This is a genomic window from Pseudarthrobacter kochi, from assembly GCF_055412805.1.
Genome location: NZ_JBVAYV010000023.1, coordinates 41,354 through 62,627, shown reverse-complemented (window position 1 = coordinate 62,627; position 21,274 = coordinate 41,354). Strand labels below are relative to the sequence as shown.

At 67.3% G+C, this 21,274-nt stretch carries 22 protein-coding genes and 2 pseudogenes; 8 read left to right on the top strand and 16 right to left on the bottom strand.

The features are described 5' to 3' along the window. Window positions 1–1,815 (top strand): glycoside hydrolase domain-containing protein (locus ACZY0Y_RS12505; RefSeq protein WP_463958279.1); only part of this gene is annotated, 1,815 nt, incomplete at its 5' end. 265 nt (window positions 1,816–2,080) lie between these two features. Continuing rightward, the gene (locus ACZY0Y_RS12500; protein WP_463883395.1) at window positions 2,081–2,572 is read left to right on the top strand and encodes a hypothetical protein; all 492 of its coding nucleotides are present in this window, start codon (window positions 2,081–2,083) and stop codon (window positions 2,570–2,572) included. A 26-nt stretch (window positions 2,573–2,598) separates the two neighbouring features. Here ACZY0Y_RS12500 and ACZY0Y_RS12495 read toward each other — a convergent pair whose 3' ends face one another. The 6 genes and pseudogenes from ACZY0Y_RS12495 to ACZY0Y_RS12470 all read right to left on the bottom strand — a co-directional run bounded on the left by ACZY0Y_RS12495 (window position 2,599) and on the right by ACZY0Y_RS12470 (window position 9,653). Beyond that, window positions 2,599–3,246, bottom strand: a complete 648-nt coding sequence (locus ACZY0Y_RS12495) for a hypothetical protein (RefSeq protein ID WP_463958278.1) — start codon at window positions 3,244–3,246, stop codon at window positions 2,599–2,601. Between the two features lie 326 nt (window positions 3,247–3,572). Next, window positions 3,573–3,962: pseudogene (locus ACZY0Y_RS12490) on the bottom strand (ATP/GTP-binding protein); the annotation flags it as partial. A 32-nt stretch (window positions 3,963–3,994) separates the two neighbouring features. Then, window positions 3,995–5,755 (bottom strand): acetyl/propionyl/methylcrotonyl-CoA carboxylase subunit alpha, encoded by a 1,761-nt coding sequence (locus ACZY0Y_RS12485; RefSeq protein WP_463883393.1) that lies wholly within the window; start codon window positions 5,753–5,755, stop codon window positions 3,995–3,997. Continuing rightward, window positions 5,755–7,410 (bottom strand): 5-oxoprolinase subunit B/C family protein, encoded by a 1,656-nt coding sequence (locus ACZY0Y_RS12480; RefSeq protein ID WP_463958277.1) that lies wholly within the window; start codon window positions 7,408–7,410, stop codon window positions 5,755–5,757. Before ACZY0Y_RS12480 ends, ACZY0Y_RS12485 begins: the two co-directional genes overlap by 1 nt. A gap of 46 nt (window positions 7,411–7,456) precedes the next feature. Continuing rightward, window positions 7,457–8,794, bottom strand: coding sequence for an MFS transporter (locus ACZY0Y_RS12475; protein ID WP_463958276.1), 1,338 nt, complete (start codon window positions 8,792–8,794; stop codon window positions 7,457–7,459). 100 nt (window positions 8,795–8,894) lie between these two features. Beyond that, a complete protein-coding gene (locus ACZY0Y_RS12470; protein WP_463958275.1) occupies window positions 8,895–9,653 on the bottom strand; it encodes a LamB/YcsF family protein in 759 nt (252 codons plus the stop codon). A 108-nt stretch (window positions 9,654–9,761) separates the two neighbouring features. Here ACZY0Y_RS12470 and ACZY0Y_RS12465 point away from each other — a divergent pair, with 108 nt between their 5' ends. Beyond that, window positions 9,762–10,472, top strand: a complete 711-nt coding sequence (locus tag ACZY0Y_RS12465; RefSeq protein WP_463883387.1) for a GntR family transcriptional regulator — start codon at window positions 9,762–9,764, stop codon at window positions 10,470–10,472. Window positions 10,473–10,544: 72 nt separating this feature from the next. Here ACZY0Y_RS12465 and ACZY0Y_RS12460 read toward each other — a convergent pair whose 3' ends face one another. The 4 genes and pseudogenes from ACZY0Y_RS12460 to ACZY0Y_RS12445 form a co-directional block, all read right to left on the bottom strand. Then, window positions 10,545–10,961 carry a flavin reductase family protein gene (locus ACZY0Y_RS12460; protein ID WP_463958274.1) on the bottom strand — a complete coding sequence of 139 codons (417 nt, stop codon included), beginning with the start codon at window positions 10,959–10,961 and terminating at the stop codon, window positions 10,545–10,547. A 166-nt stretch (window positions 10,962–11,127) separates the two neighbouring features. Beyond that, window positions 11,128–11,604 (bottom strand): annotated as a pseudogene (ureC, locus tag ACZY0Y_RS12455) (urease subunit alpha); the annotation flags it as partial. Continuing rightward, window positions 11,601–11,930, bottom strand: coding sequence for an urease subunit beta (locus ACZY0Y_RS12450; RefSeq protein WP_463883383.1), 330 nt, complete (start codon window positions 11,928–11,930; stop codon window positions 11,601–11,603). The pseudogene ureC and the gene ACZY0Y_RS12450, both read right to left, overlap by 4 nt. A gap of 10 nt (window positions 11,931–11,940) precedes the next feature. Continuing rightward, window positions 11,941–12,216 carry an urease subunit gamma gene (locus tag ACZY0Y_RS12445; protein ID WP_463958280.1) on the bottom strand — a complete coding sequence of 92 codons (276 nt, stop codon included), beginning with the start codon at window positions 12,214–12,216 and terminating at the stop codon, window positions 11,941–11,943. A gap of 147 nt (window positions 12,217–12,363) precedes the next feature. Between ACZY0Y_RS12445 and ACZY0Y_RS12440 the strand changes: the two genes are divergently transcribed. Next, window positions 12,364–12,699: a hypothetical protein gene (locus ACZY0Y_RS12440; protein WP_160668609.1), complete on the top strand. Its 336-nt coding sequence runs from the start codon at window positions 12,364–12,366 to the stop codon at window positions 12,697–12,699. 33 nt (window positions 12,700–12,732) lie between these two features. Here ACZY0Y_RS12440 and ACZY0Y_RS12435 read toward each other — a convergent pair whose 3' ends face one another. Continuing rightward, window positions 12,733–13,485, bottom strand: a complete 753-nt coding sequence (locus ACZY0Y_RS12435) for a LysR family transcriptional regulator substrate-binding protein (RefSeq protein ID WP_463883381.1) — start codon at window positions 13,483–13,485, stop codon at window positions 12,733–12,735. A gap of 90 nt (window positions 13,486–13,575) precedes the next feature. On the opposite strand from ACZY0Y_RS12435, the gene ACZY0Y_RS12430 reads away from it, so the two are divergent. Continuing rightward, on the top strand, window positions 13,576–13,980 hold the full coding sequence (locus ACZY0Y_RS12430; RefSeq protein WP_024368156.1) for a DUF5997 family protein: 405 nt from the start codon (window positions 13,576–13,578) through the stop codon (window positions 13,978–13,980). Between the two features lie 22 nt (window positions 13,981–14,002). Here the strand turns inward: ACZY0Y_RS12430 and ACZY0Y_RS12425 are convergent, their stop codons facing one another. Then, window positions 14,003–14,386, bottom strand: a complete 384-nt coding sequence (locus ACZY0Y_RS12425; protein WP_463883378.1) for a VOC family protein — start codon at window positions 14,384–14,386, stop codon at window positions 14,003–14,005. 158 nt (window positions 14,387–14,544) lie between these two features. Here ACZY0Y_RS12425 and ACZY0Y_RS12420 point away from each other — a divergent pair, with 158 nt between their 5' ends. Then, complete coding sequence (locus ACZY0Y_RS12420) at window positions 14,545–15,177, top strand: hypothetical protein (RefSeq protein ID WP_463958273.1); 633 nt, start codon at window positions 14,545–14,547, stop codon at window positions 15,175–15,177. Between the two features lie 69 nt (window positions 15,178–15,246). After that, window positions 15,247–15,885 carry an NADPH-dependent F420 reductase gene (locus tag ACZY0Y_RS12415; protein ID WP_463883375.1) on the top strand — a complete coding sequence of 213 codons (639 nt, stop codon included), beginning with the start codon at window positions 15,247–15,249 and terminating at the stop codon, window positions 15,883–15,885. Between the two features lie 6 nt (window positions 15,886–15,891). On the opposite strand, the gene ACZY0Y_RS12410 is transcribed toward ACZY0Y_RS12415, so the two are convergent. From ACZY0Y_RS12410 to ACZY0Y_RS12395, 4 genes are all read right to left on the bottom strand, one after another. Next, complete coding sequence (locus ACZY0Y_RS12410; RefSeq protein ID WP_463958272.1) at window positions 15,892–16,374, bottom strand: pyridoxamine 5'-phosphate oxidase family protein; 483 nt, start codon at window positions 16,372–16,374, stop codon at window positions 15,892–15,894. Between the two features lie 122 nt (window positions 16,375–16,496). Next, complete coding sequence (locus ACZY0Y_RS12405; protein WP_463883371.1) at window positions 16,497–18,020, bottom strand: APC family permease; 1,524 nt, start codon at window positions 18,018–18,020, stop codon at window positions 16,497–16,499. After that, entirely contained in the window at window positions 18,017–18,931 is a 915-nt protein-coding gene (locus ACZY0Y_RS12400) for a universal stress protein (RefSeq protein ID WP_463958271.1), read from the bottom strand. The genes ACZY0Y_RS12405 and ACZY0Y_RS12400 overlap by 4 nt, the downstream gene beginning before the upstream one ends. Before the next feature lie 45 nt (window positions 18,932–18,976). Beyond that, a complete protein-coding gene (locus ACZY0Y_RS12395; protein WP_463883367.1) occupies window positions 18,977–20,395 on the bottom strand; it encodes a flavin monoamine oxidase family protein in 1,419 nt (472 codons plus the stop codon). A gap of 170 nt (window positions 20,396–20,565) precedes the next feature. On the opposite strand from ACZY0Y_RS12395, the gene ACZY0Y_RS12390 reads away from it, so the two are divergent. Further along, on the top strand, window positions 20,566–21,255 hold the full coding sequence (locus ACZY0Y_RS12390) for a TetR/AcrR family transcriptional regulator (RefSeq protein ID WP_463958270.1): 690 nt from the start codon (window positions 20,566–20,568) through the stop codon (window positions 21,253–21,255). Window positions 21,256–21,274 lie beyond the last annotated feature (19 nt).

Genomic DNA, 21,274 nt, shown 5'->3' with positions numbered 1-21,274 from the left:
CTCTCGGATTGGCCAAACGGAGTTCTAGACAAACCCCATTTTTCCCGATCCGACAGGCATTCTCCGTTTAAACCGCCGATACAACCTCAACCCGACCGGTGGATCGAGGCTAAGGCCGGGCTGGGCATCGATGCCAACGTCTCCGTGGGCTCCGTCGATTCGGCCAAGTCGTGGGTCCGCCTGTTCCAAGCCCTCATGATCGCCAACGGGCAATCCAACACTTTCAGCGGAACCTTCGACACGGCTCTGAAGAACGAAGTCATCCTCTTCCAGACATTCACCGAACTTGAGAGGACGGGCGCCGGGGATCAGCGCACCTGGTGTGAACTCCTGGTGAGCACTGGAGATCCGAACCGGCCCGGAACTGCATGCGACACCATCACTCAGATCACACCTGCCCGGGCACAGACCCTGAAGAACGCGGGTTACCTCGCCGTCGGCAGGTACCTGACCAATTTCGGCACCCTTGATAAGAACATCAAACCGGGAGAGCTGCAGACGTGCTTCGATGCTGGGCTCAGGGTTTTTCCGATCTTCCAGGAAAACGGGCGGATGTTGGAAGACTTCTCCTACGGGGAGGGTTTCCAACAAGCCCTCCGTGCCGACGCGGCTGCCCGCGGTTACGGGCTGCCGCTGGGGACCACGATCTACTTCGCCGTCGACTACGACGCCACGCAGGAAGAGATTGAAAGCAACATCATCCCGTACTTCAACGGTATCGAGGCCGGACTCCGCTCCCGGGCCAAGTTTTATGCGCACGGCGTTTATGGCTCAAGAAACGTCTGCTCCAACGTCACCCAAAGCACATTCGCCCGCTACAGCTTTGTCAGCGGAATGTCTACAGGCTTCAGCGGAAACCTGGGCTTCAGCCTGCCCCTGAACTGGTCGTTCAACCAGATGCAGAACCTGTACCTTGGTACCGGCGACGGCCAGCTGGAAATCGACAAGAACGTCATGTCGTCGCGACCGACGGCGGACAGAGGAATCGCATCGCTGCAGACCGTGTCCGCAACCTGGCCCGAATTCAAAAAATACCTTGACGTTATCGTCGGGGCCGCCAAGCTGCAGGCCCAAACGACCGGTGAAGATCACCGCATCCTCGTCACCAAGTACCTGCGGTACCCGGAATACAACGGGCCTGCCTGGCTCGCCTACTTCCTGGATACCGCCGATCAGCCTTTCAACGCGACGGCAGATGCGGCCATCGCCCAGGCAGGCTATCCGAGCCGGATGGTCGTCTTCACCGACCCCATCACCTTTTCTCCGATCAAGATTACCCACTGGGCCGCCTCGGCTGAGGCGGTGATCCGACACGGAAAGCCCGACGCTGCGAAGATCGGTTTCGCAGACCTCGGAGGATGGGCAGGCGATCTGTTGTCTCTCTACAGCGAGTTTTACGACTTGAACCAACCTGATGCTTACGGCTGGATCCGAGCGAATCTCGGCAAGACAACGGTGCAGAATTCTTTCGACAACCGGAACCTCCTGGAGGACGTCGACAGCCTCAACATCGGGCTCAGCGTCGCACCGGCGGGAAATCTGGCGGCAACCGCGAGTGACTACTACGGATCCGCGACGGCCGGCGTCATGAAGCGCTTCACGTCCTTCGTTGACACCCGCTTCGCGTCCACCCAGTCCAACATCTACAGCGCAGCCCGCGAGCTGTTCACGAGGTCAGACGTTCCATTCATGGGCGTTCGGCTGGCGCTGGCAGGTCCCGCTGCGTCCGAAATGATCCCAATTCAGATGCACCTGGTCGACGCATTCTGCCAAGGATTCGCCGACGAGCTGCTGGCGCGCAGGGCCCCGGAGTGACGATGACCGACTCACCATGCCAACCCCTAAAGCGAGGATTCCAGTGAAAACGCTTCCGCCCAATGACCCGTCCCGGAGATCAGTGCTCCTAGGCGCAGCGGCCTTCACCGTTGCCGCCAGACTGAGTTCCCTGTCTCCAAGTCCGGCCCAGGCACTTTCCGGGGAGGGCTGGGATCCGCGGCAATCCAAAACCAGCAACGGGTGGCCCGTAGCAGCCTCTGAAAACGATCGGCGCCTGACGTCGTTCGTCGTGGAGGGCCTGGGAATGAGCCTTACCGTCGCAGCGGGCGATGCCGCGGTGGTCCTCGGGTATGTTGTGCGCAGGTTCCACTATGAGGTAGCCGAGATACGGCTCGGGGAGCTCAAAGGCTATCGCCCCGCGGCGCCGGAAGCGGTCGCTCATCGAAGCAATTACTTCTCCGGTTCAGCCCTGGAGATCGAGGCCGATATGTACCCCCTCGGGACGACCGGCGGTTTCTTCCCGGCCGAAGTGGCTGTGATCCGCGACGTTCTTGCACAATGCGAGGGCGTGGTCCGGTGGGGTGCCGACAACATTCAGAACCCGCAGGAGAGCCACTTTGAACTGTGTGTTGGACCCGGCGACAGGCGCCTGAGGACGGTGGCCGCGAAGTTCAAAGCCGAGCTCTTGCAGCCTGGAAAGGGCCCGGGCTCGGAAATGGACGCACCTGAACGCCATGGACGTCGACAGGACGCTGAAAATGTGCGGCGCCGTCAGTCCGTTGAAGGACGGGGCTGAGTTCGGCCCTCGCCAGAGCGTTCTCCCTAGGACGCCGGCAATCCTTGGGGTGTCCTGACGCCCGGCCGGTGTCCTGACGTTTCTGCCTGGCAGCCGCCGGTGGACACAGGGACTCCCGTTTGCGGATCCACGAAGAAGGTCTTGGTGTCATTTGCATTGGCATCGCCGACGATCAGATTTACCTGGCTCTCGCTGACCCATTCCGCTTTATGGAATCCAGGAAAATTGTCGATGCAGGTCAGGTACCACTCCTGGCCACCTATCCCCGATGGCTTTTGAATGGTGACCACATCGCTGGGGTCCAGGAACGCCGCGTCGCGGGTTACGAGCAGGACCAGCCCGTTGCCAGGCCCGCTGAGAGAATACTTGGGGGTCGGCGGTACGCTGAACATCCCCGCAGTCACCAAGGCCAACGCCACGCAGCCGCCGAGGATTCCGGCCGCCCACCTTTTGCTTCGCCGGCGCGACGAGAACGCCCCCGCGGTAACAGCCGCAGCGATGGCAAATGCGCCGATGAAGTACGGATTCATGTTTTGCACGAGGACGTAGCTCGAGTGGCTGCTTGGATCAACCAGCGCGATGACACCGGCGACTACAGCCAGACCTGCGAAAAGACCCACGAGCCGTCGCCGCCTTCGCCCCTCGACGCGCGGTTCTTCGGCAGACGCAATCACGCAGCGCTCCTGGGCGGCACCAGTGCGTCGTAAGCGGGCTTCTCCATCATGCTGCGATTCTAGCCATATCGCCCCGAACCTTTCCGGCGCCGCTCAGAGATGCCGCGGCGGGCTTGGCAGGGCCTGAGAACGCGACCTCGGCCAGCAGGGCGGCGGCCACCTGCGGGGCCACCACATTGGCCGCCTGCAGGAACTGCCGGGACCGGCTTCCGGTCCACGGGAAGGATGCCGGGAAGCCGTTGAGAACCCCTGCCTCAGCGCTGGTCAGCCGGGCCCCGTCGGATTCGCGGGTCCAGGTCCGGGCTTTCTCGGTCAGGCACCAGGCGAAATTTCCCGCGTCCTGGGGGTTCGACGTCGCCGCCGCGGGAGTCCCAGACGGGCGGGTCCTGCCACGAGATGAGCTTCTGCTGTTCCTGCCTCGTGAGCGGGATTGCGGCGGTCAGTAGCGGCATCTCGGAAGCGGGGAGTCCGCCGCAGATGACCATGCCGGAGCGTTCGACGAAGCCACGGGCCTTCATCCGGTCGTCCTCTGCCGGGAGTGCGAGCAAGTCGGACATGGTGTGGGAGATCATGACCTGCCCGACGGAGCGGTTGAAGCGGGTCAGGGCGTCCACCCGGTCCACCATGCCCTTCCCCGCGCGCAGTGCCCGCCAGAGCCCATCAAGGACGACAAAGTAGTTTCGGCACGGTTCCAGCCCGGCGCCCTCGAGGACGCTGCGACGCATCGGCGGGGCCCCTCAATCCCCGGCTACCCGATCAGGGCCAGCACCGCTCCAGCAGTAACGACGCCGCCGGCCTCCGCGCGGACGCCGGTCACGGTCCCATCGCGGTGGGCCGGGACCTGGGTTTCCATCTTCATCGCCTCCAGCACGACGACGGGGTCCCCCGCCAAGACTTCGGCGCCCGGTTCTACGAGCCACTTCACCACGGTCCCGGCCATGTCGGCGCGCAGCTCCCCGGGGTCGGCGTCGGCAGCCCCGCCGTCGGACGCCCCGTCCACTGACACGCCCGCCGGCAACGGACCGCCCGAGCGGGCCCAGCCGTCCAGCAGGTCAGCCGGCAGCCCGACCGCCATCCGGCGGCCGTCCACCTCGACGGTGATGGTGCGGCGTTCGCCGTCGGGCGAGGTGGTGCTGTACTCCGGGTCGGCGGCGATGGAGACAGTGTCCGCGAAGTCGGTTTCGATCCAGCGGGTGTGGATGCCCAGGCCGTCCTCGGAGGTGAAGTCCGGGGACTCGAGCACGGCACGGTGGAACGGCAGCACGGTGGCGACGCCGGTAATGCTGATTTCGGCGAGGGCGCGGCGGGCGCGGCGCAGGGCCTGCTGGCGGTCCGCGCCGGTGACGATGAGTTTCGCCAGGAGCGAGTCGAACTGCGGCGGGACGAAAGAGCCGGGGCGGACGCCCGTGTCGAGCCGGATGCCCGGGCCGGTGGGTCCATGGAACTCGTCAACGGTGCCGGGCGAGGGCAGGAAGCCGCGCCCCACGTCCTCGGCGTTGAGCCGGAATTCGAACGAGTGCCCGCGCGGTGCCGGGTCCTCGGTGACGCGCAGCCGCTCCCCGGCGGCGATGCGGAACTGCTCCTGCACGAGGTCGATCCCGGTTGTTTCCTCGGTGATGGGGTGTTCCACCTGCAGCCGGGTGTTCACCTCGAGGAACGCCACGGTGCCGTCCGCGGCGACCAGGAATTCGACCGTGCCGGCGCCGGAGTAGCCGGCTTCGTGGCAGACGGCCTTGGCGGCGCCGTAGATCTGGCGGGTCTGATCGTCGCTGAGGAACGGCGCGGGGGCCTCCTCCACGAGCTTCTGGTGCCGGCGCTGGAGCGAGCAGTCGCGGGTTCCGACGACGACGACGTTGCCGTGGGCGTCCGCGAGGACCTGGGCCTCGACGTGGCGCGGCCGGTCGAGGTAGCGCTCCACGAAGCACTCGCCGCGGCCGAAGGCGGCGACGGCCTCGCGGACGGCGGAGTCGAAGGCTTCCTCGACCTCGTCGAGGGCGCGGACCACCTTCATGCCGCGGCCGCCGCCGCCGAAGGCCGCCTTGATGGCCATCGGCAGGCCGTGCAGTTCGGCGAAGGCGCGGGCCTCGGCGGCGGATTCCACCGGTCCGTCGCTGCCGGCGACCAGCGGGGCTCCGGCGCGGACGGCGGTCTCGCGCGCGGTGATCTTGTTGCCGAGCAGGCGGATGGCGTCCGGCGTCGGCCCGATCCAGGTGAGGCCGGCATCGAGGACGGCTTGCGCGAATTCAGCGTTCTCGGACAGGAAGCCGTAGCCGGGGTGGAGGGCGTCGGCGCCGGATTCGGCCGCGGCGGCGAGGAGCTTGTGGATGTTCAAGTAGGTGTCCGCGGGCGAGTTGCCGCCCAGTGCGTAGGCCTCGTCGGCGGCGGAGACGTGCAGGGCGTCGGCGTCGATGTCGGCGTAGACGGCGACGGAGGCCAGCTGCGCGTCGTCGCAGGCCCGGGCGATCCGGACGGCGATTTCACCGCGGTTGGCGATCAGGACCTTGCGCATCAGTTACTCACTTCTTCTTCGGGGGTGGCGTTTTCGATGGTGCTGGCGTCCGCCCAGCGGAAGCGGATCCTGCCGCCGATCGGGACCTGGGCTGCGAGGTCCAGCTGGGAGTCGACCACCACGGCGATCACCGGGTAGCCGCCGGTGATCGGGTGGTCGGCCAGGAAGAGCACGGGGAGCCCTTCCGGCGGGACCTGCAGGGCGCCGGCGACGGTGCCCTCGCTGGCGAGTTCGCCCTGGCGGGTGCGCTGCAGCGGGGCTCCCTGCAGGCGCATGCCGACGCGGTTGGACTGCGGTTTCACTTCCCAGTCCTGGCCGCAGAAGGACGCCAGCGCTGCGGCGTCGAACCAGTCGGCGCGCGGGCCGGGGACGACGTCGAGCACGGTGACGCCGGTGCCCGGGAAGTCCGGCTGCAGTTCGGGGTGCCCGACGACGCCGGATTCGGCCTCCCCGCCGGCGGCGAACAGTTGGCCGGCGGCCAGCGGAGCGGGGCCGATCCCGGACATGGTGTCGGTGGAGCGGCTGCCGAGCACCGGGGCGGTGTCCACGCCGCCGCGGACGGCGAGGTAGCTGCGGAAACCGCTCTGCGGCCCGCCGATGGTCAGGGTTTCGCCGTCGAGCAGGGCGAAGGGGGTGGCGATCGGGACGGTCCGCCAGGCTGGCTCAAGGTCACCCCCCGACGGCGACGCGATGGTCAGTTCCGACGTGGCACCGGCGACGGCGAGGACCTGGTCCCCGACCGCCTGCACCGCGAGACCTCCAGCGACCGTTTCGATGGCGGCGGCCGACGGCGCGTTCCCGACGAGGCGGTTGGCCCGGCGCAGCGACGCCCGGTCCAGCGCGCCGGCGGCGGAGACGCCCAGGCCGGAGTGGCCGTAGCGGCCAAGGTCCTGGATCAGGCTCTGCAGGCCCGGTGTGACGACCCGCAGGCCGGACGTCACGTCGGGAGCGGCAACCTCGGCGGGGCGACCCGGGGCCAGCGACACGGCGTCCCGGACCGCGCGGAACTGCACCCGGTGGCCGGGGGCGGCCAGGGCAGGCCGCTCCCGGCCCAGGTCCCACATCTTCGCGCCGGTGCGGCCGATCAGCTGCCAGCCGCCGGGCGAGCGTCGCGGGTACACGGCGGAGTAGTTGCCCGCCAGCGCCACCGATCCCGCGGGGACGGCCGTACGCGGCGAGCTGCGCCGCGGCACCTCGAGGGCCTGGTTCTCTCCCACCATGTAGCCGAAGCCGGGGGCAAAGCCGGCGAAGGCAACGGTCCAGATCTGCCCGGTGTGGGCTGCGATGACGCCCTCGGTTCCGAGGCCGGTCAGCTCCCCCACTTCGGCGAGGTCCTCGGCGTCGTACACGGTGTCGATGACCACCAGCCCGCCGTCCCGCTGAACGGGCGCGGTGAGGTCGAGCCGGAGCAGCCGAACGGCGATCCGCTTGGCCGAGACCGGGGAGTCAGCCGTCACCAGCACCGTCTCGGCCGCGGCGAGGACGTCCAGCTGGCCCGGCAACGGGTTCTCCAAAAGCAGCGCCTGCAGTGCCAGCACGTCCTGGGTTCCGGTGAGCTCGGCGAGTACCGCGCGGGTTCCCACCGCCCGCACGGAACTCACTTTGTGAACTGCCGCTTTTTGTACTGCCAGGGTTTCCCCCGCTGTCTCAATCATCAGCTGCCTTCATCGTTGCCGGTGCCTTGAATTGGATCCGCGCCGCTTAGGCGTGGGCTTCCTGCAGGAGGCGCTCTTCTTCCGCGGTCTGCGGGTTCCGGCCCAGGGCCAGCCCGACGACGGTGACGATCGAGGCGATCGCGAGGTAGCCGGCAATCAGGTACCAGTTCCCGGTCGCGGCGTAGAGCGCGGTGAAGATCAGCGGTGCGACGGCGCCGCCCACCACGCCGGCCAGGGTGTAGGCCAGCGAGCTGCCGGCGTAACGCAGCCGGGCCGGGAACTGCTCGGTGATGTAGGCGGCCTGCGGGCCGTACATGAAGGCGTGGAACGCCAGGCCGATCACGACGCCGGTGGTGAGCATCACAACGGACTTGCCTTGGATCATCCAGAAGAACACCGGGATGTAGAGTGCGGTGCCGACGGCGGCGATGCCGTAGACCAGGCGGCGGTTGAAGCGGTCCGTGAGGGCGCCGGCGGCGGGGATCAGGAACAGCTGGAAGGCGGAGCCGATCAGGATGGCAGAGAGCACGTTGCCGGTGGTCATGCCCAGCTGCTTGGTGGCGTAGACGGCCACAAAGACGGTGAAGAGGGCGTAGAGCACGTCGGGGCAGACCCGGGACAGGGCAGCGGCCACGAGGGCGCGCGGTTCCTTGGTGAAGACTTCCTTGATGGGGGCCTTGGGCTGCTCGCCGTGGGCCTGGATGGCCTTGAAGACGGGGGTTTCCTCGAGCTTGAGCCGGATCAGGAGGCCGAAGACCACCAGGAGGGCGGAGGCGAGGAAGGCGACGCGCCAGCCCCAGGAGAGGAAGGCTTCATTGCTGAGCGTGGCGGCCAGGAAGGCCAGGACACCGTTGGCCATCAGGTTGCCGGCCGGCGGGCCGATCTGCGCGGCCGAGGACCAGAAGCCGCGCTTGTTGGCGTCGCCGAATTCGCTGGAGAGCAGGACGGCACCGCCCCATTCGCCGCCGACGCCGATGCCCTGGGCCAGGCGCAGCAGCACCAGGATGATGGGGGCCGCGACGCCGATGACCGAGTAGTCAGGCAGCGCACCGATCAGCACGGTGGCGGCGCCGATCAGCATCAGGGTGACCACTAGGACGTGTTTGCGCCCGATCTTGTCACCGAGACGGCCAAAGATCACTCCACCGATGGGGCGGGCCAGGTAGCCGACCGCGAAGGCGGAGAAGGAGAGCAGGAGGCCAACGAATTCGTCGTTGCCCGGGAAGAAGATCTTCGGGAACACCAGGGCCGAGGCCACGGAGTAGATCGCGAAGTCGTAGTACTCCAGCGAGGTGCCGGTGAGGCTTGCGACATAGGCCTTGAGGGCGCCGGGCGGCAGCTTCCTCTTGCTGGCGGCCGGGGTGGCCTGGTGCGGTGCGGTCATGATTTCCTCCAGGGTGCGGGGTGCTGCCTGTGCTGGGCGGGGGTGCTGAAGCGTCGCCGGCGGGATGACGCAATGCCGGTGTAGCTGTGGTCTTGGCGGGTCAGACGAACGCGGCCGTGCTGATGCCGGCGGCGGTGAGCGCCTCGCGTATTGCGGCGGCCATGGTGACGGCTCCCGGGGAGTCGCCGTGCACGCAGATGCTTTCCGCGCGGATCTTCAGGATGGAGCCGTCAATCGTGCGGACGGCGGAATCGGAGGCCATCCGGAGGGCATGCTCCGTGACCTCGGTGTGGTCGTGCAGGACGGCTCCGGGGAGCGTGCGGGACACGAGGGTGCCGTCCGGGTTGTAGGCCCGGTCCGCGAAGGCTTCCGTCACGGCGCGGAGCCCGGCGGCCTCGGCCAGGCGGAGCACTTCCGAGCCCGGCAGGCCCAGGATGGGCAGGTTCGGATCGACGGACTTTACGGCGTCGACGACGGCTTTCGCCTGCGCGGTGTGCGCGACGATCGCGTTGTAGAGGCCGCCGTGCGGCTTGACGTAGGTGACCTTGCCGCCTTCTGCGGCGGCCAGGGCCTGCAGCGCACCAATCTGGTAGACGACGTCGTCCGCCAGTTCGATCGGGTCGATGTCCAGGAAGCGGCGGCCGAATCCGGCGAGGTCGCGGTAGCCGACATGGGCGCCGATCACGACGCCGGCGGCAACCGCCTCGCGGCAGGTCTTCCGGATCACGCTGGGGTCCCCGGCATGGAATCCGCAGGCCACGTTCGCGCTGGAAACCGAACGGAACATCGCCGTATCGTCCCCCAGGTTCCAGCGTCCGTAGGACTCGCCGACGTCGCTGTTCAGGTCGATGGTTGCCATTTGTGATCCTCGTCTCATTGATAGCCCCCTAACTAGGATGCCTCAAATCTACGTATTGTTCAACAATTCTTCGATTCCACGATGTGACGATCGTGTAAATTCTGAAGTATGACGAGCTCCGAAGCAGGATTCCGTGGCATTCCCGGCTCAACCGGCGCGACGCTGGCCGCGGCGGCACGGCTGCGGGTGGCCATCCCGTCCGTCGCGGACCGGGTCGCTGCCGAACTGCGGCTGCAACTGGCGGAGGGGCTCTTGCTGCCGGGCGCACGGCTGACCGAATCAACCATCTCCGAGGAGCTGGGCGTCTCGCGCAACACCGTCCGCGAAGCTTTTGCCGAACTCGCCGCCGAACGGCTGGTGGTACGGCAGCCCAACCGCGGGGTGTTCGTCGCGAGCCTGGGGCCGGGCGACATCCACGACGTCTACACCGTGCGCCGCTTCCTCGAAGTGAGCGCCATCCGGGGCGGCGGAAGCCCGGTGCGGGTGGCGGCGGTCCGGGCCGCCATCGAGGAAGGCCGGGCCGCGGCGGCCGCGGACGACGAGGAGGCCCTGGGCAACGCCAACCAGCATTTCCACGGAGCCATCGTGGCGCTGGCCGAGAGCCCGCGCCTCAACACGATCATGGCCCAGGTCCTGGCCGAGATGCGGCTCTTTTTCCACAAAGCCACCCTGGACGCGCACTTCTACCGCAGCTACCTCGACGACAACGAGGAAATCTGCAAGGCCCTGGAAGCCGGCGAACTGGACCATGCCGGCGACCTGTTGCTGGCCTATCTGGACCGCTCGGAAGAGAAGCAGAGCGCCGTCCACGGGGACTGAGCGACGCTGCCGCACCGCGGGCAGCACACCCGCGACGCGCTTCCTGGCCTGCGCGGCGGCGAATTCCCGGCGCTACCCGAATTCCGGCGTCGACAGTTTGCTGATCCTGGGATGCGATCCCTGGAGAACCTCTGGGGCAACCACGGCATGCGTGACTTCGCCGAAGACCAGGAAGCAGTCGCCCATCTCCAGCGTGCTGTGGAGCTTGCACTCCAGGGCCACGGGCGATTCCGCAACCCGGGGAACCTGCACCGTGCGGCCGGCTTCACGCGTCAGGCCAGCGGCGTCGAACTCGCTCACCTCCGGAGGGAAATTCGTGCCGGTGGCGTTGACCTCGGCCATGAGGTCCGCCGGAGCCAAATTCACAATGAACTCGCCCGCTGCGACGATGTTGCGCAGCGAATCCTTCTCACCCACCGACGTGAACTGAATAATGGGCGGATTCACCGAGGCGACCGTGAAGAAGGAATGCGGGGCGAGGTTGTCCACGCCGTCAGCAGCCGATAGAAGTCCCCGGATGGCAGTTCGCCAGGGCTGAAGTCCGTTCGCATGGGTCCGCCTTACGACCGGGCCGCCGAACCTGGTGCCGGCGGGTTGCTCCGGCCTCGGGCGAGCAGCCGCCCGCGCACGGACGCCACTCCCCAGATTGCCAGCAGCCGACCATCGTGGTCACGCCGCTGCACAAGGCGGCGGGGACCTGGTCCGGGGAGATGAAGTGGATGTGCGAATCCACGCCGCCGGCGGTCAGGATTTTCCGCTCGCCGGCAATGATTTCGGTGCTCGCACCGATCACGATGTCCACGCCGTCGGTGATCTGCGGGTTGCTGGCCTTCCCGATCCGGAAGATGTGGCCGTCCCGGAGCGCGACGTCGGCCTTGTAGATCCCGGTGTAGTCCAGCACCACGACGTTGGTGATCACGGTGTCGGGAACGTCCCCGTCCCGGGTCACCTGGCCGTTCTGGCCCATCCCGTCACGGATCACCTTGCCGCCGCCGAACACCACTTCCTCGCCGTACACGGTGAGGTCCTTCTCGATCTCGAGGAAGAGTTCGGTGTCGGCGAGGCGGATGGCGTCGCCCGTCGTCGGGCCCTACAGGTCCGCGTATTGCCTGCGCGACAATTCGAAACTCATCTGCGTACTCCCTCTATCGGGGCAAGCGTGCCGTTGACTGCGTTGCTGAGCCCGTAGACCTCACGCCGGCCGGCGAGTTCGATCAGCCGGACGGTCTTGCTGTCCCCCGGCTCGAAGCGGGCCGCCGTGCCCGCAGGAATGTCGAGGCGCCGGCCGTAGGCGGCGCGCCGGTCGAACGTCAGGGCGGCGTTCGCTTCGGCAAAGTGGAAGTGCGAGCCCACCTGCACGGGACGGTCGCCGGTGTTGGTCACGACGACGTCGATCGCCTCGCGGCCGGCGTTGACCTGCACTGGCTCGGGGCGAAGGACGTATTCTCCGGGAATCATGCCAGCTCCTCTAACGGATGGGATCGTGGACGGTGACGAGCTTGGTGCCGTCCGGGAACGTGGCTTCGATCTGGACGCCGTGGATCATCTCCGGCACGCCCTCCATCACGTCCTCGCGGCGGATCAGGGTGGTGCCGTAGCTCATGAGCTCCGCCACGGTTCTGCCGTCCCGGGCGCCCTCGATCAGTTCGTAGCTGAGGATGGCGACCGCCTCCGGAAAGTTCAGCTTCAGGCCGCGCGCCTGGCGCCGGCGGTCACGGTCCTGGCGGCGCCGCGGTGTTGCCAGCGTAGACGGGCAACGTTTCCTGCCGGTTTCGTCCGTCACAAACTGTGTTGCGGCGGACGCGGCCGGGGCCCGGGCTTCAGCCGGTCAAACAGCTGGCAGAACTGCCGCAGCCAGCTTCCGCTCAGGAGACCTTGTTAGGGTGAACGAATGAAACTTCGCCTCGCCGCCCTGTCCGCTGCCACCCTGATGATCGCGCTGACGGGCTGCGGGCAGGTGCAGGACGCCGCGAACAAGGCCGTCAGCGACGGCGCCTCCCAGGTGGCCACGGCCGCCGGCAGTGAAGTGAAGAAGCAGGCCTGCAGCCTCGTGGAGGACGGCCTGGTCAGCGTCAAGGACAAGGAAGTGCTCGGCGGCCTTGTCGCCGGCGCAGAGACCGCGGGGGTTCCCGCCGAGATCACCACCCCGCTGCGCCAGATCGCCGACTCCGGCGACCAGGCTCCGGCCGAATCGGTCAAGGCCCTCCAGGACGCCTGCGCCAAGTAAACCCGGCGCACAACTCCAGCGGCGGGGCCGCTCCTAGCGCTTGCCCTTTTTCCGGGATCCCTTGCCGCGGCCCTTGTCCGGGTTCGGGGCGTAGCGCTGCGCCACCTTGGGCTTCTTGACGGCCGGACCGCGCCGGTCAGGCTTCGGTTCCTTCTTGGGCTTGTCCTGCTGGGCGGACGGCTGGCGGGAGCTCGCGGCGGTGCGGCCGCGGACAATGCCGATGAACTCCTCGATTACCTCATCCGTGGTGTCGCTGGGCCAGGCCACGGCGATCTCCGTCGTGGGTGCCCCGGTGAGTTTGCGTGCCACAGTGTCCTTGACGTTGAAGTGGCGGGCCACGGACATCGGCAGGATTACCAGGCCGGCCCCGGTGGCCACCACCTGCAGCGCCATTTCCGGGCCGCCGAGTTCGGCGACGTCCAGGAACGACTCCTTGGACAGATCGGCCAGGTCCACCTCCTCGAACACCGAGATCTCGTGTCCCTTGGGCGCCACCACCACGGGCTGTTCCTCATACAGGGGAATGACGCTCAGGCCCTCGCGCTCCACCGGCAGCCGGACGAAGCTCAGGTCCGCGGAACCGTCGCGCAGCACGGTGAGCTGGGCGCCGTCGTCGGACATAAAGGAGCGCAGCGGAACGTCGGGCATCCGCTCCTCCCAGCGCCGGGTCCACTTGCCCGGGGTCACGCCGGGGACGTAGGCGAAACGCAACTCCCGCACGGCTGCTTCGGCTGGGGCGTCGGGGGTTTCGCCGGGGGTCTGGGGTGTTTCTTCTGCTGCGGACACATGTTCACAGTACCGCCCGGCCCGGCGCATGGCGGGTGTCAGAGCTCAGTGCCGGTGCCCAGTCAGCCGCTGGCCGGATACCCTTGAAGCATGACCTCTGCAAACTCCCAGTCCATGAAGCCGGCCACCGTTGCCAAGAAGCTTGGCATCTACCTGCCCGCAACACCCCAGGAGTTCCAGGATTCGGTCATCACCCGCGCCGATTTCGCCGAGCTCCAGGCCAACCCGCCGGAGTGGCTCGCCGAACTGCGCCGCAACGGCCCGCACCCCCGCCCGGTGGTCGCACAGAAGCTCAACGTCTCCATCAGCGGCCTGGCCCGCGGCGGCGTCGAGGAAGCGCTGACGACGGCGGAAATCACCGCACTGCTGCAGGCTCCCCCGGCGTGGCTGGTCGCCGAACGCTCCACCCACGCTGCCGTGCGCGCCGAGGCCCAGCGGGTCAAGGACGAGGCTGCACAGAAGGATGCCAAGAAGGCACGCACCGCCGCCGAGTAGCCGCGTCCGCCGGACCGCGCGCTCAGTCCTGGTGGAGCTGGACGAAGTTCCCGCACCCGTCGTCGAACACTGCCGTCGTCCCCCCGGGACCGACGGAGGGCTCGCCCTGGAACATGACGCCCTTGGCCGTGAGCCGCTTGAACTCGGCCTGGACATCGGTCACCCCGAAGACGATCGCGGGCAGCCCGGCGTCGTGGCATCCGTTCATGTAGGCGGCCCCGATCGGGTTGTCGCTGGGCTCCAGCAGGAGCCCGACCGATCCGCCGCCGGAGCCGGCCGGGTCCTTCACGATGTACAGGTTGTGCTCCGGCATGGCCATGAGGCTCTCGAAGCCCAGGATTCCGGTGTAGAACTCGAAAGCAGCGGCGGGGTCCTTGACGTGGATGCTGCACATTTTCAGTCGCATGAGGCCTAGGCTACGCCGGGACGGCCCCGGGTGGGAACCGGACGCTCCGCTCCGGGCTCCCGCGCGGTTCCGGGACCATTGACGGCCCGCCTGCGATGGATTCCAATGGAATCAGCGGAACCGCGCCCGCACCGGGCCGGATCCCTGGAGGTGTTGGAATGCCGTCTCTGTTCGCGCCCGCCCCATTCGCGCTGTGGCAATTGCTTGCCCTGGCCGTCGTCGTCGTGTGCGCGGCGGGAGCCTCGGTCTATTGGGTCCGGAAGCATCTGGCGGCCGACGACGACGGCCTGCCGGATGCCGTGTTCTGGGACGGTTTCGCCGGGCTGGCCATCGTGGCGCCGGCCGTGATCCTTCCCGCCTTGGCGGCACCGTGGGCCGGCCTGCTGCTCGGGGTCCTCGCCGCTGCGGCCGCTGCGGCCTCATATCTCTGGACGCCCAGGGTCTTCAGCAAGCAGGAGGCCAGGCGTTTCTCCCGGGAAACTGCAGCCAGCAACGAGGCCGCCGCGGCCCGGCACCGCAGCGCCCTGGCCAGATGGCAGCGCTACGAACTCGACCCCGGGCACTGCATCGACTACCCCGCCATGAGTGACCCGCGGCAGCCGGAGACGGCAGCCATGATCCGGGCGATGAAGGCCGCGGAGCGGCTCCGCGGCGGGGCCGACGCCGGCTATGCCCCGGCCGTGGCACGGCTGGAACAGGCCCTCACCGACGCCGAACGGGCTGCCGGCGTCCGGCACGACGCCCCAGCCCGCGCTGCCGGATCCCCGACGGCGGATCCCGCGCTCGGCTGATCCCCCCTGCATCTCGCGCCCTGAGCCCCCCGCCCCTGCATTCCCCGGTTACCCCCGAAAGGAAGCACCATGACAGACATCACCATCATCGGCAGCGGCAACATGGCACAGGCGATCGGAACCCGCGCCGTGGCCGCCGGACGCTCGCTCCAGATCCTGGACCGGACCCCGGAGAACGCGGCCAAACTCGCCGCCGAACTGGGCGCTGACACCACCTCCGGAGGGCTGGGTGATATCCCGGAAGGGGACATCGTGGTGCTGGCCCTCTACTTCGGGCCCGCCAAGGAAGTGGCGACGCACTACGGCGACACCCTCAGCGGCAAGACCGTGGTGGAGATCAGCAACCCGATCAACGCGGACACCTTCGATTCCCTCACCGTCGAGCCGGGGACCTCGGCCGCCGAGGAGATCGCCGCCCTGCTGCCGGGGGCGGCGGTGGTCAAGGCCTTCAACACCACGTTCGCCGGACCGCTGACGGCGGGAGCGGCCGGCGGGATGCCACTGGATGTGTTCATCGCCTCGGACTCCGAGGAGGCCAGCAACCAGGTTGCCTCGTTCGCTGCAGCCGCGGGGCTGCGGCCATTGCGGGTTGGCGGCCTGCGGCATGCGCGGGAGCTGGAGGGATTCCAGCTCTTGGTGGCGGCGCTGCAGGCCAACCCCGCCTACGAGTCCTTCAACTGGGGAACCGGGCTCAAGATCGTCGACTGAGGGCGGCTACAGTTCCACGGTGCCGCTTTCGCCCACGCTCATGCGGCTGTGCATGACCTTGGACTTGACCCACTGCAGCACGGTCGCGGCGGTCCCACCCGGGCTGGTCCAGTACTCGGCTGAATCGGAATCGACGTGCAGCAGCACCACTTCCGGGGTATCCGGACCGTCCGGGAACCAGGCCTCGACCATCTGGTTCCAGAGCTCGTGGATCTTCGCGCGGTCCGTGACAACTTCTGCCGTTCCGGCCACCGACACCCATTCCGTCCCCTTGCCGAACGAGATATTGACGCCCGGGTGCGCCCGGACGTGGGCCACCTGGGAGGTGGTGGCGGACGTGAAGAACCACATGTCGCCGTCGTCCAACACGTCCTGGACGGCCAGCGGCCGGCTGACCAGTGCGCCCTCGTCATTGACGGTGGTGAACATTCCGATCCGCGAATCGTTGATGATGTCCGTAACTTTGCTGATGTTTCCTGCATCCGACATGCTGTCACCTCGTTCTGGTTCCGAAAGGGGGAAGGTCCCCCTCCCGCCAGCCTATTGGTAAGTGTGCTTACTTTCCAATGGCTGCCGGAAGGAGGACCTTCCCGGTTCGTTGCTGCCGGGGCTCAGTAGCCCTGGGCCAGGACCTTGCCCTTGAAGAACTCCGGGCGGATCTTGTACATGACCAGCATGAGCACCACGCCCAGCAGGATGACGCCCATTCCGAGGATGAACACGAGGCCGATGCCGCCGACGGACGAGCCGGAACCGTACGCCGGGTCCATGGAGTCATAAGCGGTCTTGAAGAACATCACCAGCAGGATGACGCCGCCCAGGAGCGGGGACAGGAACTTGAAGAAGAACGCGTGTGCCCCGCTGAACGCCTCGCTCCGGAAGAACCAGACACAGGCCAGGGCGGTGATGCCGTAGTAGAAGCAAATCATCATGCCGAGTGCGGTGATGGTGTCCCACAACGCGTTCTCGGAGGTGGTCCGGGTGATCACGTAGAACGCCGCGGCGGCGACGGCCGCCGCAATGGTGGCGTAGCTCGGGGACTTGAACGTGGGGCTGATCTTGCCGAACTTCGCCGGCAGCGCCTTGTAGTGGCCCATCGCCAGCAGGGTCCTGGCCGGTGACACGAACGTCGACTGCAGGGACGCGGCCGAGCTGCTGAGGATGGACAGGGACATCAGGATGGCGAACGGACCCATGACCGGTCCGGCGAGGACGGCGAAGATGCTGCCCTGGTTCTCCGGGTTTCCGGCTCCCAGGCCTTCATTTCCGATGCCCGCGAAGGACAGCGTCGCAAGTGCGACGGTCATGTAGATGATCACGATGACCAGCACGGTGATGGTGGCCGCCCGGCCCGGGGTCTTCTCCGGGTTGCGGGTTTCCTCGTTCATGGTCAGGGTGACGTCCCAGCCCCAATAGATGAAGATCGAGAGGGAGACGCCGGCCGCGAAGGCCGAGAACGAACCGACGGCGAACGGGTTGAACCAGTCGGGGGTGATCGCGGTGGCGTCGAATGCTGTGCCGTTGGCGACGTGGCTGAAGGCGGCGACGGCGAACCAGCCGAGCACAATGAGCTGGAACGCAACCAGCACGTACTGGACACCCTTGGTGGTTTCCATGCCGCGGTAGGAGATCCAGCACGCCAGCGCGATGAAAACCAGCGTGGTGGCGATGTTCAGGGGCAGGTTCAGGGTCAGGTCAGCGAGTTCGGGATTGCCGAACAGCTGGGCCAGCATGAGGTAGAAGAAGTCCACCGCCACGGCTGCCAGGTTGGACAACACAATGATCGTCGCGGCGATCAGTCCCCAGCCGCCCATCCAGCCGATCCACGGTCCAAAGGCGCGCGAGGCCCAGGTGAAGGAGGTTCCGGCGTCGGGCATGGCGTTGTTCAGTTCCCGGTAGCCGAACGCGACGAGCAGCATCGGAATGAAGCCCACCAGGAAGATGGCCGGCAGCTGGACCCCGACCTCGGCGACCGTGGGGCCGAGGGCCGCGGTCAGGGTGTAGGCCGGGGCAATGCAGGACACACCGATGACGACGGCGCCGATCAGGCCCACCGATCCGGCTTTGAGACCCTTGGCGCTAAGTCCTGCTTGCGTGTCGTGCGAGGGCTTGGCCGTCGCGTGTTCGGTGCTCATTGGTGTGCCTCTCGGGAGGTGTCATTCGACGTTGAATGGTTCTGGTGCTTGAGTTCGTAGCCGCTGGGCACCACGAGCATCGGCACCGGGAGGGCGCGCAGGATCCGGTTGGCGGTACTGCCCAGGAAGATGGCGCGGGCCCGGGCCAGCCGGCTCGACCCGATTACCAGGACCTCGCCGTCTTCCCAGTCGAGGCCGTCCACGGCCTCTTCGATACTCCGGCCCTGCGCCACGACAACATCCGTCCTGGCGGCCAGCTGGACGCCCGACGGGCCGACCGGCGCGGCTGACGCGACGGTCTTTTCCGCGTACTCGCGGGCGGCTTCCGCTGTACCGGTCGGGTCGCCGCCGTCGAGCGCGAGCAGTGACACCACCCGCAACGGGACCCCCCGGTTCGCCGCCATGCCGATGGCGAAGTCGAGCAGTTTCCCGGCTCCCGCCCGGGTGCCGAGTCCGCAACTGATCCGGGTGAGGGCCTCCGTGCGGTGGTAGCCGTGGGGTGCCAGGGCCACCGGAACTGTTGAGGCGTGGAGCAGTGCGCTGGCCACCGAACCGATGGTGAAACGCTTGAACAGCCCTGCACTGGTTGCCCCGATGACGAGAATGTCCGCCCCGAGCTCCTCCGCCGCCTCGATCAGCGCCTGGGCATCGGAGTCCCCGGTGCGGACGTGCGCCTGCGCCGGGACGTCGGCCGGAACGAGCGCGAGGGCCTCGTCGAGCCACTGGCGCGCCTGCTCGTTCAGGAGGTTCTCGAAACCGGCCTTGGGCGCATGGGCGGCGCCGAACTGCTGGACTTCCGGCACCACCAGCACCAGATCCAGGCTGGCACCGCGGCCCCGTGCCAGCGACACGGCCAGGTTCACGGCATCGTGGCCTCTGGCGTTGGCTGAATACCCCACTACGTAACGCATCTGGCCGATCCTCTCTGAGCTGTTGCGCGGGTTGGGTGGAAGGGACTAATTGGCGGCCACGGAGGCACGGTCTGCCGCTGCGACGATCCGGGCTGCCGTGTGGCGGCCCATCCGGACGGCGCCGTCGACGTGCTGGTACCCCTCGGCGGCGAGGTCGGAGGAAGACCAGTAGATCGGCCCGACCGGCGCGTGCTGGTCCTTTCCGTACCGGTGCAGTCCACCAAGGTCGTAGCTGGAGGCATAGGCGCCCCGGGTCCACTCCTCAGAGCCCCAGTCCGACTCGTAGTACACCTCCGGTTCGAGGGCCTTGTCCCCCAGGAAGCCGGCCATCGATTCGAGGATGGCGCGGCGGCGGTCCTCGGCGCTGAGCTCGAACATGGCATCGGCTTTTTCATCCGAGACGAAGCCCACCAGTGTCCCGCGGGGGTCTTCGTGGTTGGTGTTGTCGTAGACCTCCTGGACCAGGGCGCCGGCTCCGAAGCAGGTTCCGGAGAGGCCGTCCTCGCGCCAGAACGGGGTGCTGTAGACGGCATGGACCTTAATGACCAGGCCCAGCGACTGGTGCTGGTGCATCTGGTGCTGGCGGCGCGGCAGCGGCGGGTTGAAGGAAACCCGGGTGTAGAGGTTCGGGGGTACGGCCATGATGACGAACCGCGCATTTACGGTGGCGCGTTCGGAGATGGCGGTCACCCGCTGGGCTCCGTCTTCGCCGGTTCCTTCAGTTCCTGCGGCCGGGGCCGGCACCCAGTTGATGGTGCGCACCGGGCTGTCGAGGACGACGTCGTCGCCCAGTTCGGCGGCGATCAGGAGCGAGACCTGCTGCATTCCGCCGACGACGCGCTTGTCGAGGATGAAGTCCTCGTCGGTGAGGTGGGTGAAGGATCCGGCGGAGGCAGCCATCAGCACTGCCTGCAGGGCGGAGAAGGCGTGGGCCGGTTTGGTCAGCATGCCGCCGGCAATGAAGAGGCCGATGTTGTTGCAGGCTTCCTCGTCCGAGGAGTTCCCCCGCAGCCAGTGGTGGAAGGAGATGGTGTCCAGCTCGCGGGCCTTGGGATGCGCCCACGGCTCGGTGGGGCCGATCTCGGCGGCGAGGGAATCCAGCAGCGAGGTGAGTTTGTCCATCTCGGCGGCGGTGGTTTCGCTGACCGGGAAGGTGTCGCCCGTATATAGGGTGCGCTTGCCGTCGGAGCCGATGTAGACGGATTCGCCCTCACGGTAACGGGAATAGGTCTTCAGGCCAAGCTCGTCCAGGAGCGCCAGGAGTTCGGTCTGGTCCGGGGAAACCCACTGGCCGCCGATTTCCAGCATGGCGCCGTCGATCGTGTCGGTCCAGGTGCGGCCGCCGACACGGTCGCGCGCCTCCAGGACGGCCACGCTCAGGCCGGCCTTCTTCAGTTCCCGGGCTGCGGTCAGCCCGGCGGGGCCTGCTCCGACGATGACGACGTCGCGGTCAAGTTCCAGCATGATGTCCTCTCTGTGGCCGCAAAGTGATGCGGACCACTAAATGAATGCCATTCATTTAGACTCGACTATAGACCCTTCGGGTGCGCCAGGGAAGACCCTTTGCCGAAGACATTTCGCCCGTAAAGTAGGGGCAGAACGGGAGGGCCCCTTCGACGGCAGAAAGGCCAGCAATGCCGGCATCAACCAGTGCCCCTGCGGATCCGCAGCGCCAGGATGCGAAACCGCGCCGCCGGGTGGGCAGGCCTGCTGCCGCCGTCCTCGACCAGGACGGCATTACCGCGGCAGCGCTGCAGCTCATCGGGAAGAGCGGTTATGACGGGTTCACCATGGCGGCATTGGCGCGGACGCTCAACGTGGCGCCGTCGGCCTTGTACAACCACGTCTCGTCCAAACGGGACGTGCTGGTCCTGGTCCAGGACCACCTGACCTCGTTTGTGGATGTGTCGGCCTTCGACGCCGAACCGTGGGAGCGGGCCGTGCGCAGTTGGGCCTGGAGCTACCGCGACGTGTTCTCCAAGCACACGCCGCTGATCCCGGTGATCGCAGTGCTCCCGGTCACTGACGCGCCCAAGACCCTGGCCATGTACGAGGCCGTCAGTGCAGGATTCAGCCGGGCAGGTTTCCCGCAGGAGCGGATTGTTTCAGCGATCGTGGCACTGGAGTCCTTCATCTTCGGCTCGGCGTATGACGTCACTGCCCCGGCGGACATCTTCGACTCCGGAAGCATGGCGGCCTCGACGCCGAATTTCACCGCGGCCGTCGCCCGGCTGGCCGACCAGGGCTACGAGAACCAGGCCGATGTCGCCTTTGAGCTGGGACTCGACGCGCTTGTCACCGGCTTCGGCGCGCTGCGGGCATAGGCAGCGCCGGGCCCGGCGT

Excerpts from the sequence above, each read along its gene's own strand:
- ACZY0Y_RS12475 (WP_463958276.1), bottom strand. The coding sequence starts at position 8,794 with ATGACCGCACCGCACCAGGCCACCCCGGCCGCCAGCAAGAGGAAGCTG.
- ACZY0Y_RS12430 (WP_024368156.1), top strand. The coding sequence starts at position 13,576 with ATGACCTCTGCAAACTCCCAGTCCATGAAGCCGGCCACCGTTGCCAAG.
- ACZY0Y_RS12500 (WP_463883395.1), top strand. The coding sequence starts at position 2,081 with ATGAGCCTTACCGTCGCAGCGGGCGATGCCGCGGTGGTCCTCGGGTAT.
- ACZY0Y_RS12440 (WP_160668609.1), top strand. The coding sequence starts at position 12,364 with ATGAAACTTCGCCTCGCCGCCCTGTCCGCTGCCACCCTGATGATCGCG.
- ACZY0Y_RS12450 (WP_463883383.1), bottom strand. The coding sequence starts at position 11,930 with ATGATTCCCGGAGAATACGTCCTTCGCCCCGAGCCAGTGCAGGTCAAC.
- ACZY0Y_RS12390 (WP_463958270.1), top strand. The coding sequence starts at position 20,566 with ATGCCGGCATCAACCAGTGCCCCTGCGGATCCGCAGCGCCAGGATGCG.
- ACZY0Y_RS12395 (WP_463883367.1), bottom strand. The coding sequence starts at position 20,395 with ATGCTGGAACTTGACCGCGACGTCGTCATCGTCGGAGCAGGCCCCGCC.
- ACZY0Y_RS12425 (WP_463883378.1), bottom strand. The coding sequence starts at position 14,386 with ATGCGACTGAAAATGTGCAGCATCCACGTCAAGGACCCCGCCGCTGCT.
- ACZY0Y_RS12465 (WP_463883387.1), top strand. The coding sequence starts at position 9,762 with ATGACGAGCTCCGAAGCAGGATTCCGTGGCATTCCCGGCTCAACCGGC.
- ACZY0Y_RS12400 (WP_463958271.1), bottom strand. The coding sequence starts at position 18,931 with ATGCGTTACGTAGTGGGGTATTCAGCCAACGCCAGAGGCCACGATGCC.
- ACZY0Y_RS12470 (WP_463958275.1), bottom strand. The coding sequence starts at position 9,653 with ATGGCAACCATCGACCTGAACAGCGACGTCGGCGAGTCCTACGGACGC.
- ACZY0Y_RS12420 (WP_463958273.1), top strand. The coding sequence starts at position 14,545 with ATGCCGTCTCTGTTCGCGCCCGCCCCATTCGCGCTGTGGCAATTGCTT.
- ACZY0Y_RS12480 (WP_463958277.1), bottom strand. The coding sequence starts at position 7,410 with ATGATTGAGACAGCGGGGGAAACCCTGGCAGTACAAAAAGCGGCAGTT.
- ACZY0Y_RS12415 (WP_463883375.1), top strand. The coding sequence starts at position 15,247 with ATGACAGACATCACCATCATCGGCAGCGGCAACATGGCACAGGCGATC.
- ACZY0Y_RS12405 (WP_463883371.1), bottom strand. The coding sequence starts at position 18,020 with ATGAGCACCGAACACGCGACGGCCAAGCCCTCGCACGACACGCAAGCA.
- ACZY0Y_RS12410 (WP_463958272.1), bottom strand. The coding sequence starts at position 16,374 with ATGTCGGATGCAGGAAACATCAGCAAAGTTACGGACATCATCAACGAT.
- ACZY0Y_RS12485 (WP_463883393.1), bottom strand. The coding sequence starts at position 5,755 with ATGCGCAAGGTCCTGATCGCCAACCGCGGTGAAATCGCCGTCCGGATC.